16 protein-coding genes are annotated in these 16,372 nt (G+C 47.5%); 13 read left to right on the forward strand and 3 right to left on the reverse strand.

What is annotated here, in order from left to right; all coding sequences use genetic code 11:
* Positions 1–10 precede the first annotated feature (10 nt).
* Both B9N86_RS06485 and B9N86_RS06490 read right to left on the reverse strand, forming a co-directional pair.
* A complete protein-coding gene (locus B9N86_RS06485) occupies positions 11–487 on the reverse strand; it encodes a sporulation membrane protein YtrI (protein WP_208918283.1) in 477 nt (158 codons plus the stop codon).
* Between the two features lie 3 nt (positions 488–490).
* Positions 491–817, reverse strand: a complete 327-nt coding sequence (locus tag B9N86_RS06490) for a YtrH family sporulation protein (RefSeq protein WP_208918284.1) — start codon at positions 815–817, stop codon at positions 491–493.
* Positions 818–954: 137 nt separating this feature from the next.
* Between B9N86_RS06490 and B9N86_RS06495 the strand changes: the two genes are divergently transcribed.
* The 13 genes from B9N86_RS06495 (at position 955) to B9N86_RS06555 (ending at position 15,935) form a co-directional block, all read left to right on the forward strand.
* Complete coding sequence (locus B9N86_RS06495; protein ID WP_208920136.1) at positions 955–4,662, forward strand: DNA polymerase III subunit alpha; 3,708 nt, start codon at positions 955–957, stop codon at positions 4,660–4,662.
* 161 nt (positions 4,663–4,823) lie between these two features.
* Positions 4,824–5,318: a phosphatidylglycerophosphatase A family protein gene (locus B9N86_RS06500; protein WP_208918285.1), complete on the forward strand. Its 495-nt coding sequence runs from the start codon at positions 4,824–4,826 to the stop codon at positions 5,316–5,318.
* 153 nt (positions 5,319–5,471) lie between these two features.
* Positions 5,472–5,660 (forward strand): glutamate decarboxylase, encoded by a 189-nt coding sequence (locus B9N86_RS06505; RefSeq protein WP_208918286.1) that lies wholly within the window; start codon positions 5,472–5,474, stop codon positions 5,658–5,660.
* A 288-nt stretch (positions 5,661–5,948) separates the two neighbouring features.
* The gene (gene accD, locus B9N86_RS06510) at positions 5,949–6,842 is read left to right on the forward strand and encodes an acetyl-CoA carboxylase, carboxyltransferase subunit beta (protein WP_208920137.1); all 894 of its coding nucleotides are present in this window, start codon (positions 5,949–5,951) and stop codon (positions 6,840–6,842) included.
* Positions 6,842–7,825 carry an acetyl-CoA carboxylase carboxyltransferase subunit alpha gene (locus tag B9N86_RS06515; protein ID WP_208918287.1) on the forward strand — a complete coding sequence of 328 codons (984 nt, stop codon included), beginning with the start codon at positions 6,842–6,844 and terminating at the stop codon, positions 7,823–7,825. Before accD ends, B9N86_RS06515 begins: the two co-directional genes overlap by 1 nt.
* 116 nt (positions 7,826–7,941) lie before the next feature.
* Positions 7,942–9,369: a pyruvate kinase gene (gene pyk / locus B9N86_RS06520; RefSeq protein WP_208918288.1), complete on the forward strand. Its 1,428-nt coding sequence runs from the start codon at positions 7,942–7,944 to the stop codon at positions 9,367–9,369.
* 87 nt (positions 9,370–9,456) lie between these two features.
* Positions 9,457–9,966 (forward strand): acyl-CoA thioesterase, encoded by a 510-nt coding sequence (locus B9N86_RS06525; protein WP_208918289.1) that lies wholly within the window; start codon positions 9,457–9,459, stop codon positions 9,964–9,966.
* 6 nt (positions 9,967–9,972) lie between these two features.
* Positions 9,973–10,365 (forward strand): FxsA family protein, encoded by a 393-nt coding sequence (locus B9N86_RS06530; RefSeq protein WP_208918290.1) that lies wholly within the window; start codon positions 9,973–9,975, stop codon positions 10,363–10,365.
* A 379-nt stretch (positions 10,366–10,744) separates the two neighbouring features.
* Positions 10,745–11,857: a citrate synthase gene (citZ, locus tag B9N86_RS06535; protein ID WP_208918291.1), complete on the forward strand. Its 1,113-nt coding sequence runs from the start codon at positions 10,745–10,747 to the stop codon at positions 11,855–11,857.
* Positions 11,858–12,004: 147 nt separating this feature from the next.
* Positions 12,005–13,297 (forward strand): NADP-dependent isocitrate dehydrogenase, encoded by a 1,293-nt coding sequence (gene icd, locus B9N86_RS06540; RefSeq protein WP_208918292.1) that lies wholly within the window; start codon positions 12,005–12,007, stop codon positions 13,295–13,297.
* Between the two features lie 15 nt (positions 13,298–13,312).
* Positions 13,313–14,254 (forward strand): malate dehydrogenase, encoded by a 942-nt coding sequence (mdh, locus tag B9N86_RS06545; protein WP_208918293.1) that lies wholly within the window; start codon positions 13,313–13,315, stop codon positions 14,252–14,254.
* Between the two features lie 160 nt (positions 14,255–14,414).
* Entirely contained in the window at positions 14,415–14,843 is a 429-nt protein-coding gene (locus B9N86_RS06550; RefSeq protein ID WP_208918294.1) for a hypothetical protein, read from the forward strand.
* Positions 14,844–15,068: 225 nt separating this feature from the next.
* A complete protein-coding gene (locus tag B9N86_RS06555) occupies positions 15,069–15,935 on the forward strand; it encodes an SDR family oxidoreductase (protein ID WP_208918295.1) in 867 nt (288 codons plus the stop codon).
* A 67-nt stretch (positions 15,936–16,002) separates the two neighbouring features.
* Here the strand turns inward: B9N86_RS06555 and B9N86_RS06560 are convergent, their stop codons facing one another.
* A complete protein-coding gene (locus B9N86_RS06560) occupies positions 16,003–16,371 on the reverse strand; it encodes a hypothetical protein (RefSeq protein WP_208918296.1) in 369 nt (122 codons plus the stop codon).
* Position 16,372 lies beyond the last annotated feature (1 nt).

Here is a 16,372-nt window from a genome sequence, read left to right on the forward strand (position 1 = left end):
GATGTACACTTTAGTTGCCGATATCCACCCAGATCTGCAGAACGCCTTCCATGACCAGCATGGTCCTGATTTTGATCTTGTAGTCTTTATCCCGGACGGTATATATTTTATCATCCAGCAGTGAGCGTGTGAGCTTACTGTCGGTATCGATATCAAATATGCTTCTACCCCGCAGTGCTGCTAGATCTTTACCCATCATCTGAACGATTTCTTTCTCAATGAGGGAATCAATCGGTTCGGATTTTTGTTCCGTTCGGATTTTAATTTCCCGGATGACCGTTGGCTGCTTGCTGTATTTCTTCAACGTCTTGATATCTTCTTCATATTGGAGAATTTGGACTTGCAGGTCTTTGTTATTTATCCATAACTTGTTGTAGCTGGCGTGGTATAACGAATTATAGACGACACTCCCGATGACCATACCGAGAATAAAGATCGAGGCGGCCTGATAAAAAGGACGGAAACGGCGGAACGGAGGCACCCTCATACATTAACTCCGGCTGGAGCAGACCCATTTGACCAGCTCACTGCCCATATGTGCCCCTAAGAATGCGAAGATCAGATACAAAATCTGTTTTATGGCGGGAGACAAATTTCCATCCAGCATATTGCTCTCAATAACACGCATGGGATCAATGGTTCCACCGACAGCGGCAGCAAGTGCCCAAATTTTGATGCGGCCCGCAATGTCAAGCATCGTTAAAGTCGGAGGCTGCATCGAGAGCACGGCGCCAACCCCTCCGACCATAGCCCCCCCAACCACGATGCCGAAAGCTATGAAAAAGTCCAGTATCGCTTTAGATAAAAAAATACTCATCCTTTTTGTCCCCTTTCTTGCCGGGAAGGCGGTGTTGACCGCCTGTCCAGATGCTCCTGATTTCATTCTATGGGCGGGTAGAGCCACATTATGATAAAATAAGAATAAGAATTTAAGGGGCGAAAGGAAGGCGAATGATGAGTACTTTCGTGCATTTGCATGTGCATAGCGAATACAGTCTGCTCGACGGAGCGGCGCGTATTGAAGACCTTGTACGGGAAGCGGCAGCGCTTGGCATGAAATCATTGGCGCTGACCGATCACGGGGTCATGTACGGCGCCGTTCCATTTTATAAATCATGCCAAAAGCATGGCATAAAGCCGATCATCGGATGTGAAGCTTATATTACAGCAGGATCGCGTAAGGAGCGGGGGAGTCGTAAAGACCAGCCTATCTATCACCTCATTCTGCTCGCAAAAAATGAAACCGGCTATCGGAACCTGATGAAGCTTTGCTCCATCGGCCATCTGGAAGGCTATCATTATAGACCTAGAATTGATATGGAGGCGCTCGCGTCTCATCATGAGGGAATTATATGCCTCAGTGCCTGTCTTGGCGGAGAAGTTCCACAGCATTTGCTGCACGGCAGGGAAGCAGAGGCCAAAGCTGCTGCGCTGCGTTATAAGGCTGTTTTCGGAGATGACTATTACCTGGAGCTGCAGGATCACGGATTGCCGGAGCAAAAACGAGTCAATCCCCAACTCATCGCCTTAAGCCGGGAATTAGGCATTCCACTGGCGGCAACAAATGACGTGCACTATTTGACGTCAGCCGATGCGGAAGTACAGGATGTGTTAATCTGTATCGGGACAGGCAAGACGGTGGAGGACGAAGACCGGCTCAGAATCCCGACCAGCCAGCTATATTTGAAGAGCGAAGACGAAATGAAACGGCTGTTCCCTCACGTGCTGGAAGCGGTGGATAACACGGCCGCTATTGCGGAACAGTGCAACCTTGAACTGGAGTTTGGCAGGTCTATTCTTCCGGAATACCGGCCTTTGCCAGAAGGGATGGATGCAGCTTCTTATTTACGGCAGCTGTGCGGTGCCGGTCTTCGTGAACGTTATGAAGGTACAGAGCGCTTCACATCGGCAGATAACCGAGCAGAGCTGGAGCGCCGGCTTGATTATGAGCTGAACATCATTGAGAGTATGGGCTTTAGCGATTATTTTCTTATCGTGTGGGATTTTATCGCATACGCTCACAAGCAGGGCATTGCCGTTGGACCCGGAAGGGGCTCTTCCGCCGGCAGTCTTGTTGCGTATACACTGTGCATAACGAATGTGGACCCAATAAAGTACAATCTGCTCTTTGAACGGTTTTTGAACCCGGAACGTGTCACGATGCCGGATATCGATATTGACTTCAGTGACGAACGACGGGACGAGGTTATTGATTATGTGGTTCATAAGTACGGGCGGGAGCATGTTGCCCAGATTATAACTTTTGGTACGATGGCTGCAAGGGCTGCGGTCAGGGATGTCGGACGTGCATTAAATGTGCCGTATGGAGATGTGGACAGAGCGGCTAAGCTGATTCCGAACCATTTGGGTATCAGCATATCACGAGCGTTGAAAGAAAGCCCTGGTCTGAAAGAACAGTACGATACCAAGCCCAAGGTTCGGGAGCTGCTCGATATGGCGCTCAAAGTGGAGGGGATGCCTCGTCATGCATCAACTCATGCGGCGGGCGTAGTCATATCCCGCGATCCGTTAACCGATGCGGTTCCGCTGCAGGAAGGCAGTGAGAAGACGGCGCTAACCCAGTATTCCATGGAGCATCTGGAAAGCATAGGCCTCCTGAAAATGGACTTTCTCGGGCTTCGGACCTTATCGATTATCGAGCGAACTATGCGCTGGATTGGTGAAGCGGCTCCGGATTTCGAGAAAGTGTCTGATGACGATCCGGGGACCTATCAAATGTTGGGACGCGGTGAAACGACAGGTGTATTTCAGCTGGAATCAGCGGGGATGCGCCGCGTATTGAAGGATTTAAAGCCATCGGCGTTTGAAGACATCGTGTCCGTTCTGGCACTGTACCGCCCCGGTCCGATGGAGTTTATACCGAAATACATTCAGGCCAAGCATGGCATGATTGAACCGGAATACCCGCACCCTGACCTGATCCCGATTCTGGGGGATACCTATGGAATTATTGTTTATCAGGAACAGATTATGCAGATCGCTTCGGCCATGGCGGGATTTTCGCTTGGTGAAGCCGATTTGCTGAGACGAGCGGTATCGAAAAAGAAACGGGAGGTATTAGACAGGGAGCGAGGCCATTTTGTGTCCGGCAGCTTGAAGCAGAATTACAACGAAGAGGATGCAAATCGGGTGTACGATATGATTGTACGCTTTGCGGACTACGGTTTTCCGCGGGCGCACGCAGCTGCTTATGGTGTACTGGCTTTTCAAACAGCTTATCTTAAGGCTCACTATCCGGTTCAATTTATGGCCTCTATGCTGACGGCTGTGATGGGCAGCCATCGGAAAGTGGCGGAGTACGTGCTTGAATCCCATCGTATGAACATTAATGTGATGCCGCCGGACGTGAATGAAAGCAGAGCTTTGTTTACACCGGTATCGGGCCGTTCCGGCTCCGATTCGGATGAAGACAACCTGGCGACTGAAGGACGAAACGGTGGGATTCGCTTCGGACTGGCGGCAATCAAAAATGTTGGGACTCAGGCTGTGGAAAATATCGTCCAGATCCGGGAAGACAAGCCGTTTGAAAGTCTGCTCGATTTCTGCCGCCGGGTTGATCTGCGTGTGTGCAATAAGCGGGTTATCGAATCGCTCATTCAGGCGGGTGCTTTTGATACGCTCCCAGGGCACCGGTCCCAGCTGATAGCTATGCTGGATGAAACCGTAGAAGCTGCCGTGAAGTGGCGGAAAGAACGCGAAGATTTGCAGATACAGCTGTTTGATTTTGTAGAAACGACAAATTGGGACATCGAATATCCGGATATTCCCCCGTATTCTGCGGGACAACAGTTGGAATTGGAACGCGAACTGCTCGGTATGTACCTGTCCGGACACCCGCTCGATGATTACGATCTTTTGCTTGAGAAATCGGGGGCAGACCGGTTGATGGATTTGACGGAAGCGCCGGACGATACGGTGGTTACGGTGGCGGGTATGGTTGTGTCACTGAAGACAATTACGACCAAACAGGGAAAAGCGATGGCTTTCATGGAATGGGAGGATCAGATCGAACGCTGTGAGGTGGTCCTGTTCCCGGAAGTATGGAAACGGAGCGCCCAACTGATTGAGAAGGGGGCACTTCTCGCCCTTCGCGCCAAGGTTCAGCAGCAGGATGAAGGATTTAAGCTGCTGGCTGAGGAGCTGGCTCCTCTAGAGGAAGAGCGGCTGATCCAGCTGATCCGCCGAGGCCGAATCCGTACGGCTTCCGCCGGAAAGAGCGCAGGAGGAACTGCTCCCCAAGGTGCTGGTTCAACTCGCCGGACAACGCCACAAACGTCAACATTAATAGTGTCTCCGACGGATAAACCGATTGTTCAGGATATGGTTTCCCGTACCGATGCGACGCCCCGTACTGCTAACGTTGAGATGAACGCTCGATCTGTAACTGCTGGACGGACGGATTCGGTGAAGCACGAACAGCGCGTCTTTGTGAAGATTACGCGGGAGGCGGAAGATCCGCAGCTATTGACCCGCTTAAAGGAGCTTCTGCAAGAGCACCCGGGACCCGTGGCAACCGTGCTATTTTATGAGCGGAGCCAGAAAGTGCTCGGTCTGAGTGACGCCTACCGGATTAAACCATCCCCTGCATTGTTTACCCGCATGGAGGACATGCTTGGAAAGGATACTGTTAAAGTTAAATAGACGTTACTCCCGTTAAATAAAATTCATGAACGTTTCATACCCCTCCCGCATACACATAGGACACTACAGGACAACAATATCCGGAATATCGTTACCGAGGCCTTTTTCCTATCCAAGGCGCAGCAGCGGTTGTTCCGGTTAACGCGCGGGGGGGATTAGTTATGTCAATGGAATTAGCAGAGGGTATGCTGAACCGAAGAGGCGTCAGTGTATCCTCCATTGCGGATATTGTCTATCGTTTGCAGAGAAAGTATCATCCGACCCTGACGATGGAGCAGTGTGAAGAGAGCGTGCGGGCAGTGCTTGGAAAGAGAGAAGTGCAGTATACACTGTTTACAGGAATTGCGCTGGATGAGCTGGCCGAGCAAAAGCTTCTTCCAGAGCCACTTCAATCGATCATGGAGAAGGATGAACCGCTGTACGGCGTGGATGAAACGATGGCTTTGGGGGTTACGAGTATTTACGGTATGATCGGACTGACCAGCTTCGGTTATTTGGATAAGGAAAAAATAGGAGTTATTGAAACATTGAACGAGAAGACGGACAGCATACATGTGTTTCTTGATGATCTTGTAGCAGGTATTGCCGCTGCCGCTTCTTCACGTATTGCCCATAACAATCCGCAAGCAACCCTTTACACTGTAGAAGGGGATTAATTTTTTTATGTTGCTATACCCCTTTAGATAAGGGGAAATGCTCTTTCTGCCCCCTTCCTCTTTTGTTGAGGTAAAAAGTGAAGTGTGTTATCATTATCCATTATATCGGCACAGGATATGCCTATGGCACGAGATTAGGGGGAACTGAAAGGCATGTGGACGGTAATCTATATCGCGCCAACCGCCAAAGTGGCGGAAATGATTAAAACCAAGCTTACGGAAGAAGGTTTTTTGGTTCAGAGCCGTCCTGTAAATCTTTCCAAACAACAATTTGAGATTTTGGTTCCCTCCGGAGAGCTTGAGGAAGTACAGGAAGTGTTGAATTCGATTTTGCACCCCTAGCTTAAGGGATACATAGCGAAGCTTGTTTATTGGAATCTAAGGAAGTATAAGTTTGACACTATACTTAACTTAGATTTCTCTGCGAAACGTAAGCTTTGCCTGTCAAAGACGGCGAAACCGTTTACGCTTGGAATATAAGTAAGTATAAATTTCATATTGTATACTTGGCTTATATTTCTCGCAGAAACGCCGCCGTCCTTTAAAAAGGACGCCGAAGGCGTTTCTTCTTGGATGTACAGATTTGCTAAGTTTGCGGCCATTCAAATTTGCGGCTGGAGAGGTGTAGTTGTGTTTAAAGATCTGTTTCAGAAAAAAAGAAAATATGCCACCATTCCTTCGGAACGTCTTGGACGGACAGGACAGCCAGAAGAAGGCGAACGTCCGAAACGGGAAATTCCTGAAGGCCTAATGAATAAGTGCAGCAAATGCGGCAGTATTCAATACAGTAAGGAACTTGAGAAAAATCTAAAAGTGTGCTCAGAGTGTGGTCACCATATGCGTTTGAACGCATGGGAGCGCATTGGCATGACGCTGGATGAGACAGGCTTTGAAGAATTTGACGCCGATATGATTTCCGTTGATCCTTTGCAATTTCCTGGTTATGCAGCCAAGTTGGAGCAGCAGAAGATGAAATCAGGCCTTCATGATGCGGTAATCACGGGTAAAGGTTTTATTAGTGAACAACCTGTTATCGTGGCAGTGATGAGTTTCGACTTCTTTACTGGAAGCATGGGATCGGTTGTTGGTGAGAAAATTACCCGGGCGATCGAGTCTGCAACGGATCAAGGGCTACCGCTCATTATTTTCTCTACTTCTGGTGGAGCTCGGATGCAGGAAAGTATTCTCAGCCTGATGCAGATGGCCAAGACGAGTGCAGCACTTTCGCGGTTCAACGAACGGGGTGGCCTCTTTATTTCGGTCATTACAGACCCGACAACAGGTGGTGTTTCAGCTAGCTTTGCATCACTTGGAGATATCAATATTGCTGAACCCGGTGCTGTGTTCGGCTTTGCCGGACGCATCGTTATCGAGCAGACGATACGTCAGAAGCTTCCGGATGATTTCCAGACCGCCGAGTTCAACTTGGCGCACGGTCAGCTGGATATGGTCGTTCATCGCAAGGATCTGCGTACGATGCTTGGAAGATTGTTGGAAATGCACACCTCGAAAGGGGGATTTTGATGTCAGGCGAACTTCCTTTTGAAATGCCGCTTGCAGAAATGCGTAAGAAGATTGAAGAACTAAAGCAGTTCGGACAGGAAAAAGGAATCGATTTTACGGATGAAATCGCTCGTTTGGAAGAACGCTATAGTCGTCTGGAAGAAGAGATCTATTCCTCCATTTCACCTTCACAAAAAATGCATCTGGCCCGACATCAGCAGAGGCCAACTTCGCTTGATCTTATTCAACTGATATTTACCGATTTCATCGAACTGCATGGAGACCGGCTGTACGGTGACGATCTGGCAGTTGTTGGCGGATTGGCTAAGTTGAATGGTATCCCGGTTACAGTTGTGGGCCAACAGCGGGGAAAGGATACGAAAGATAATATCGCCCGTTTCTTCGGAAGCGCGCATCCGGAAGGCTTCAGGAAGGCACTGCGGCTTATGCGGCAGGCTGAGAAGTTTAAGCGTCCTGTGATCACTTTTGTTGATACAAAGGGTGCTTATCCAGGTAATACAGCTGAAGAGAGAGGTCAATCCGAGGCGATTTCCAGTAACCTGAGGGAAATGTCGGCACTCGGAGTGCCTATTGTTTGTGTGGTCATCGGCGAAGGCGGTAGCGGCGGTGCTCTTGCGATGGCCGTAGGTAACCGTGTCCTGATGCTTGAGAATGCGATTTACTCGGCTATTTCACCGAACGGAGCAGCTTCTATCCTGTGGAAAGATGCATCGAAAGCCGACCAGGCTGCACAAGCGATGAAGATTACTGCAGAGGATCTGCTCGAGATGGAAGTCATTGAAGAGATTATCCCGGAACCGAAAGGTGGGGCGCACCGAGGGTATGAAGAGACGGCTTCAGCGATTCAGGATGCACTCGTCCGTCATCTGAAGGAACTGTCTATAATGGATCCTTGTGAGCTGAAAGAAGACCGTTATCGGAAGTTTCGCAAGATCGGCAGTTATGACTATGCAGTGTCCGAACAGACTGATAAGCTCGTTTGAAAGGACTTTCGATTATAGATATATGACAAAATTCCTATACAAACGAGAAGTTTTGTAGTAGATTTAGTTGTTGGAACAGAGATATAGAGAACCCTTGAAAAACGGAGGAAACCCAAATGCGTAAAACTAAAATTGTATGTACTATCGGTCCTTCCAGTGAATCGTTGGAAAACACTAAGAAGCTCATTATGGCCGGCATGAACGTTGCCCGTCTGAACTTCTCCCATGGCGATTTTGATGAGCATGGCAACCGGATCAAAACCATTCGCCAAGCTAGCCAGGAATTGAACAAAACGGTTGCTATCCTTTTGGATACGAAAGGACCAGAAATCCGTACCGGCAAATTGGAAGTGGAACCGGTGGAGCTTGTGCAGGATGAATACATCACACTTACTACCGAAGAAATCCTTGGTGACAAGAACCGTCTCTCCATTACTTACAAAGAACTGCCGGAAGATGTTCATGTGGGATCTACGATTTTGATCGATGATGGTTTGATCGGTCTTACAGTCGTGGAAGTTCAAGGCACTGAGATTAAATGCCGTATCGTTAATGGCGGAACAATCAAGAGTAAAAAAGGCGTAAACGTACCGGGTGTGAACATTTCCCTTCCAGGTATTACTGAAAAGGACGCCAACGATATTATTTTCGGGATCGAGCAGGGCATCGATTTTATCGCAGCTTCCTTCGTTCGTAAAGCCAGTGACGTACTGGAAATCCGCGAACTGTTGAAAAGCCACAACGCTGAGCATGTGCAGATCATCTCTAAAATCGAGAACCAACAGGGTGTGGATAACCTGGATGAAATCCTGGAAGTTTCCGACGGCCTGATGGTAGCCCGTGGTGACTTGGGTGTTGAAATCCCGGCTGAAGAAGTACCTCTTGCGCAAAAACGCATGATCGAAAAATGTAATATTGCAGGAAAACCAGTTATTACGGCAACACAAATGCTGGACTCCATGCAGCGTAACCCGCGCCCAACTCGTGCGGAAGCAAGTGACGTGGCGAATGCGATCTTTGATGGCACGGATGCAATCATGCTTTCAGGTGAAACAGCTGCAGGTAAATATCCAGTAGAATCTGTTCTGACTATGTCCCGTATTGCAGAAAAAGCGGAATCCGCTCTGAACTACCATGACCTGTTCTTGAAGCAACGTATTGCTCAGGACACAAGTATTACAGAAGCGATCAGCCAATCCGTTGCTATTTCCGCATTGGACTTGAACGCGAAAGCGATCATCTCTTCGACAGAATCCGGACAAACCGCACGTATGGTTTCCAAGTACCGTCCTAAGGCTCCTATCGTCGCTGTAACGACGCAGGAGAGAACAATGAGACGTCTAGCATTGTCTTGGGGTGTAACTCCGGTTAAAGGCGAAAGAGCTACGTCTACAGATGAGATGTTTGAATATGCCCTTCAAGGCGGACAAAAATCCGGGCTTGTAAAGGAAGGCGACCTGGTTGTTATTACAGCTGGTGTACCGCTTGGTAAATCCGGTTCTACAAACCTGATTAAAGTTAGTCAAATCCCTGCGCAGAACTAATCTTCTGCCTTGGGTTAGAATAGAGTCGTAAAAAGCAATGGACGAGCAATCGCCCATTGCTTTTTCTATAAATAACGGGGTGAACTTATGCCAAAAGTATCAGATGAACAGGTAAGTCGTTGGTTTACAACATCCTTTCGGGTACGCTATCAAGAAAGCGATCAAATGGGTGTGGTATATCACGCTAACTATTTGAACTGGTTTGAAATTGGAAGAACCGAGATGATTCGGCAGCTGGGATTTACGTACAGGGGAATGGAAGAGGAAGGCGTCCTTCTCCCTCTCGTGGATTTGGATATCCAGTACAAAAGTCCGGCACGATACGATGACCTTGTGACGGTGTTCACACGTATGACGGTTTTCTCGCCGCTTCGGATTCATTACGAGTATGAGGTGCGCCGACTGAATGATGAGGATCGGGGATTGCTGGATACTGTAGGACAGCAAGAAGCAGGAGAGCTTCCGGGAGATAAACTTGTGATCGGCGCAACGCGTCATGTATGGGTGAATAGAGACTGGAAACCAGCAAGACTGGATAAAAATGTTCCCAAGTTGTATGATGCTTTAAGAGGTTCTCTTTTGGGAGGAAAGGAGTAGTAAATCATGTGGAAGTGGATGCTGGCGGCCGTTATTTTTCTGCCTGCCATTGAAATATTCGGATTTTCTTTAGTAGCGGAGCGGGTCGGTGGCATGAATACGCTACTACTGACACTGCTTACCTCCGCCATCGGTGTTGCGATGATGAGATTTGAAGGGCGTAAGGCTATGGAGGATGCCAAACTGAAGATGAACTCGGGTATGGTGCCCGGATTATCGATGGCAGAAGGCCTCTGTATTTTTGCAGGGGGAATTTTACTGATTGTGCCTGGTTTTGTGACAGATATTGTTGGGTTTACATTGATTTTTCCTCTGACACGGCCTTTGTACCGATTCTTGCTGCTGAAGTGGATGAAGAAAAATATGAAGAATGGCAAAATTACGATTTTTCGGCGTTAACATTGGGAATTTTGCAGTTTTTAATTTTTACGAAGACCGGATCCCTGATTGTACAGGGGCCGGTCTTTTCCAATATATGCAATTTTGATATTATCAAATGGAAAAAATCAAGATTCGACAATGATAATTATCACGGTTATAATGGAATTGTAAGTGATTTCAAAAAATAGTTTATGATGTCGATAAAACAATTTGATATAGAGAATGACTCTGTCATTGTTCACATATCAGACATTATCCAGTATGATATGAGAAGGTTTTACGACTGATAACATGGCTATTGGCCTCTTCAAGGTTTTTTCTTTATTATTCGGCTTCATGAAAACATTTTCATGACGATCCAACGCAGTTTATCCCGAACAAAAAGGAGAGATGATGCATGACAGCTACCAAGGGTTTGGAAGGCATTGTAGCCACAACTTCCTCGATCAGCTCGATCTTTGATGGTGTTCTCACATATCGAGGCTATGACATTGATGACCTCGCAGAACATGCCAGTTTTGAGGAAGTGGCTTATTTGCTTTGGTTCGGAAAGCTTCCGAACGCACAAGAGTTACAATCGCTGCAACAGGATTTGAGCAATTACGCGGCTATTCCGGATAAACTGATACAACAAATCAAACTGTATCCGCAAGATGCGAATACGATGGCTGCTCTTCGATCCGCCGTATCTGCTCTCGCACTGTATGACGAAGCTGCAGACGATATGAGCCGTGAAGCAAATGAAAAGAAAGCGGTTCAACTTCAAGCTCAGTTGCCTACAATCATCGCGGCTATCGCACGAGTTCGTCAAGGCAAAGAGCCTGTAGCTCCGAAAGCTGGCGCATCTATTGCTGAGAATTTCCTTTACATGCTCAGAGGCGAGCAACCGGATGAAACCTCGATTAAAGCTCTGGACCAGGCCCTTGTGCTTCACGCCGATCATGAGCTGAACGCTTCAACGTTCGCATCCCGTGTAACCGTGGCTACGCTGTCCGATATTTACTCGGGTGTTACATCCGCTATCGGTGCGCTCAAAGGCCCGCTACATGGAGGAGCTAATGAAGCCGTTATGAAGATGCTGAACGAAGTTGGAACCCTCGATAAAGCAGAAGCCTATATTCAAGAGAAATTGGACAACCGCGAGAAAATCATGGGTTTCGGACACCGTGTATACAAAAACGGCGATCCACGTGCCAAGCATCTGCAAAAAATGTCTCGTGAACTCGGAAAGATGAAGGGTGACACAACCCTGTATGATATGTCAGTTCTGATTGAAGAGACAGTGACCGGCCAGAAGGGTCTGAAGCCCAATGTGGATTTTTACTCGGCATCGGTATATACGCAACTTGGTATCGAACATGAGCTATTCACCCCTATTTTTGCAATCAGCCGCGTTTCCGGATGGACAGCGCATATTCTGGAGCAGTACGACGGTAACCGGATTATCCGTCCGCGCGCAGAGTACACAGGATTAACGGATCAAAAATATGTGCCGGTTGAACTTCGCTAATTAACTATCAATCATGTACAATAGGGGCAGAGAAAACGCTTGAGCGGCACATTTGCCACAGGCAGCGGTATTCTTTGTGCCCTTTACCCGTGTTTTTTAACGGGAATTTTAGAGAAAGTAATTAATTTAAAGGAGGAATTCATACTTATGAAACTTGAGAAATTCGCACTACCTACTGAAGGTGAGAAGATTACGATTGATAACGGCAAACTGCAGGTGCCTAGCAATCCGATTATTCCTTTTATTGAGGGCGACGGGACAGGTCGTGATATTTGGAGAGCATCCAAACGTGTTCTTGACGCGGCTGTAGAGAAAGCTTACAGCGGTTCCAAGAGTATTGCATGGTACGAAGTGTTTGCCGGAGAAAAGGCTTTTAATACATATGGAGAATGGCTTCCAAATGATACGCTGGAGGCAATTCGTGAATATATCGTTGCCATCAAAGGACCACTTACAACGCCAATCGGCGGCGGTATCCGCTCCCTGAACGTGGCTCTGCGCCAGGAGCTTGATCTGTACACTTGCTTGCGTCCTGTTCGCTACTTCAACGGCGTACCTTCTCCGGTGAAGCGTCCTGAGCTTGTAGACATGGTTATCTTCCGTGAGAACACTGAAGACATCTATGCAGGTATCGAGTACAAGGAAGGTTCTGAAGAAGTTAAGAAAATGATCAAATTCCTTCAGGAAGAAATGGGTGCGAACAAAATCCGCTTCCCTGAAACTTCCGGTATCGGTATTAAACCAGTGTCTTCGGAAGGTTCCAAGCGTCTTGTACGTGCTGCAGTTGAATATGCAATCAAGCACGGCCGTAAGAGTGTAACGCTCGTTCACAAAGGCAACATCATGAAGTTTACCGAAGGTGCTTTCAAGAACTGGGGATACGAAGTGGCTGAGCAAGAATTTGGCGATAAAGTATTCACTTGGGCACAGTACGATATTATCAAGGAAAAAGACGGCGTAGATGCAGCCAATGCAGCACAGAAGGCTGCTGAAGAAGCTGGCAAAATCATCGTTAAAGATGCTATTGCTGACATCGCTTTGCAGCAGGTGCTGACTCGTCCTACAGACTTTGATGTGATCGCGACACTGAACCTGAACGGTGACTACCTGTCTGATGCGCTTGCAGCTCAAGTTGGTGGTATCGGTATCGCTCCTGGAGCGAACATTAACTATGTGACAGGACATGCAATCTTTGAAGCTACTCACGGAACTGCTCCGAAGTACGCTGATAAAGACGTCGTTAACCCGGGTTCCGTTATCTTGTCCGGCGTTATGCTCCTTGAGCATCTAGGCTGGCAGGAAGCGGCTGACCTCATCTACAAGGGTATGGGAACATCGATTAATAATAAGACCGTTACGTATGATTTCGCCCGTCTGATGGAAGGCGCTACAGAAGTGAAATGTTCCGAGTTCGCGGACGAAATCATTAAAAACTTGTAAGGGGGATAAACCATCGTGGCAATTACTCGTAAAAAAATTACTGTAATCGGTGCCGGGTTTACCGGAGCGACCACTGCACTTATGCTTGCACAGAAGGAACTTGGAGACGTCGTATTGCTGGATATTCCACAGCTCGAGAACCCTACCAAAGGTAAAGCTCTGGATATGATGGAAGCAAGCCCGGTTCAAGGTTTTGACAGTAACATCGTTGGTACATCCAACTATGAAGATGCTGCTGATTCTGATGTGGTCATTATTACGGCTGGTATAGCCCGTAAACCTGGGATGAGCCGCGATGACCTCGTGAATACCAATGCGGGAATCGTGAAGTCCGTATGTGAGAACGTAAAGAAATTTGCTCCTAACTCAACGGTTATTATTTTGAGCAACCCGGTGGATGCTATGACTTACGTAGCTTACAACACTTTAGGCTTCCCTAAAAATCGTGTAATCGGCCAGTCCGGCGTACTGGATACAGCTCGTTACTGCACATTCATTGCGCAGGAACTTAACGTATCCGTTGAGGATGTACGTGGATTTGTTCTGGGCGGACACGGGGATGACATGGTTCCACTCGTTCGTTACTCCAGCGTTGGCGGTATTCCTATCGACACGCTGATTCCTGCGGATCGTATTGAGGCGATTGTACAACGCACTCGCGTCGGCGGCGGTGAAATCGTCAACTTGCTAGGGAACGGCAGCGCTTACTATGCACCGGCTGCTTCCCTTGTACAGATGACTGAAGCGATTCTGAAGGATAAGAAACGTATCCTGCCGATCATTGCTCTTTTGGAAGGCGAGTACGGCTATGACAACCTGTTTATGGGCGTTCCGGCAATCCTGGGTGGAGACGGCATTGAGAAGGTATTCGAGCTGGAGCTGACATCAGATGAAAAAGCTGCACTCGATAAATCTGCAGAGTCAGTACGCAATGTCACTTCCGTGGTGAAGCTGTAATATACTCCCCTACCTATTTTTGACGATTGAATGACAAAGCAATCCCGTTCCAAATTTTAGGGACGGGATTGCTTTTCTTTATGGCATTTGTTCAGTATAATATGATTCAGTACATTAAATGTAATAAATATCACACTAATAAAATTGGAGGAGTAGTATAATGGATTATAAAATTTTCTTTCTGCTACATATGATCGGAACAGCAGCTGTTGGATTTTACTTGATTCTCCCATTTATCGTGGGTGGCGTTCAAAAACTATCATTGGGCGCACAGGAAGGTGCGGTAAATACGGTTCGCGTAGCTAATCGTTTTGCTCAATATGGTTTAGTCGTTCAGCTTGTAACCGGTGGTTACATGATGTCGAAGGGCGAGTATTCGGTACCTTGGATGATTATCGTTACCGTTCTGCTTCTAGCGATGTTTGCATTCGGCGGTATTATGAGCAAGCCTCTTAAAAGTGCTCTTGCGGGTATCCGTGAGAAACGAGATGTGAAACCCGAAACGGCCAAGCTTCGCACATTTAGCTCGCTGTTGGCACTCAGTTTGATTATTATGATATTCTTCATGGTATACAACCAAGTTATTTAAAAAATATGTTTCATATCAGAAGTCATCCCATTTGATGGGATGGCTTTTTTTGTTTATTTACATTTTTCAAAGGTCTGAGGCTATTGTGTTTGATCAACTCTCGTTTGTGGTTATTAACATATCGTAAAGAGGTTGTGATAATATGCCCGGGCCTAACGCATCCTAATAGGGAAGTATAGTCATGAATAGTAAACAAATGAACTGACCTGAAAGGAGAAATGCACTATGCCACAAGGCGGACAAAAACAAACACTCCCCCCGCAACATCAGGATCATCGTCCCGGAACCGAGTCGGAAATGCATCCACTTCCGGAGTATGAATCCAGCGAGTACAAAGCAGCCGGCAAGCTAAAAGGGAAGGTTGCCTTAATTACTGGGGGTGACAGTGGGATCGGTAGAGCGGTTGCAGTAACCTACGCTAAGGAAGGTGCCGACGTATCTATCGTTTATTTGAGCGAGCATAAAGATGCGGAGGAAACGAAGCGCCAAGTTGAGCAGGAAGGTCGGAAATGTATCCTTATCGCTGGTGATATCGGGGATGAAGCATTTTGCCGGGACTCAGTAAAACAGACCGTAGAGCAGCTTGGTCAATTAGACATTCTAGTTAACAATGCTGCTGAGCAGCGTCTTCAGAAGAAGATCGAGGATATTACCAAAGATCAGCTGGAGCGCACATTCCGAACTAATATTTTTGGGATGTTCTACATGACGAAAGCGGCTATGCCGCATTTTGGCACAGGCAGTGCGATTATTAACACGGCGTCCATTACCGCTTACCGGGGTAGTCCTGAACTCATCGATTATTCATCGACCAAAGGAGCGATCGTGTCCTTTACACGTTCTCTGTCTATGAATGTCGTCGATAAAGGGATCCGTGTCAATGGAGTGGCGCCAGGTCCGATTTGGACTCCGCTCATTCCATCAACGTTCCCGGCAGACCAGGTGAGCAAGTTCGGTGCAAACCAGCCGATGAAGCGACCTGGACAACCGGAAGAGCTAGCACCGGCGTATGTGTATCTGGCTTCTTCTGACTCCTCATATGTCAGTGGACAGATCATCCATATTAACGGCGGTGAGGTTATTAACGGTTAATTCGTCGATTTCCCTAACATCAATAAGGCCCTGTCTACCGCTTCAAGCGGAGGCAGGGCCTTTACGGTTAGATTCTTCTAAAGCCTTGTGGCAGAACGCCTGTGTTGCGAATATTACGGATCTGAGCAAGCGAGAGACGGAAGTTAGCCATAACTAAAGATTCCGCATCTTCCCCTCTAATGATATCATCTAAATCTGCAATGTTTCGGTTACCGCGGAACACTCTGAATTGGCCTCTAAAGTTCGGACGCGAGAATAATACCAAAGTGGCGTTTGGATTCGTAGAGAAGAAGCGAAGACTTTCAATGTCTCCGAACAATCTATCGAGGTTTCTGATTCCGAGGTTACCACGCACTACAAATCTTCTACCCCGATAGTTCTCATCACTGAACAATGCCAGCCTTGGAAACACCTGAGAAATCGAAACTTTTTTCATG

It is taken from the genome of Paenibacillus uliginis N3/975 (genome assembly GCF_900177425.1).
In the GTDB taxonomy this organism is placed as follows: Bacteria; Bacillota; Bacilli; order Paenibacillales; family Paenibacillaceae; genus Paenibacillus_AQ; species Paenibacillus_AQ uliginis.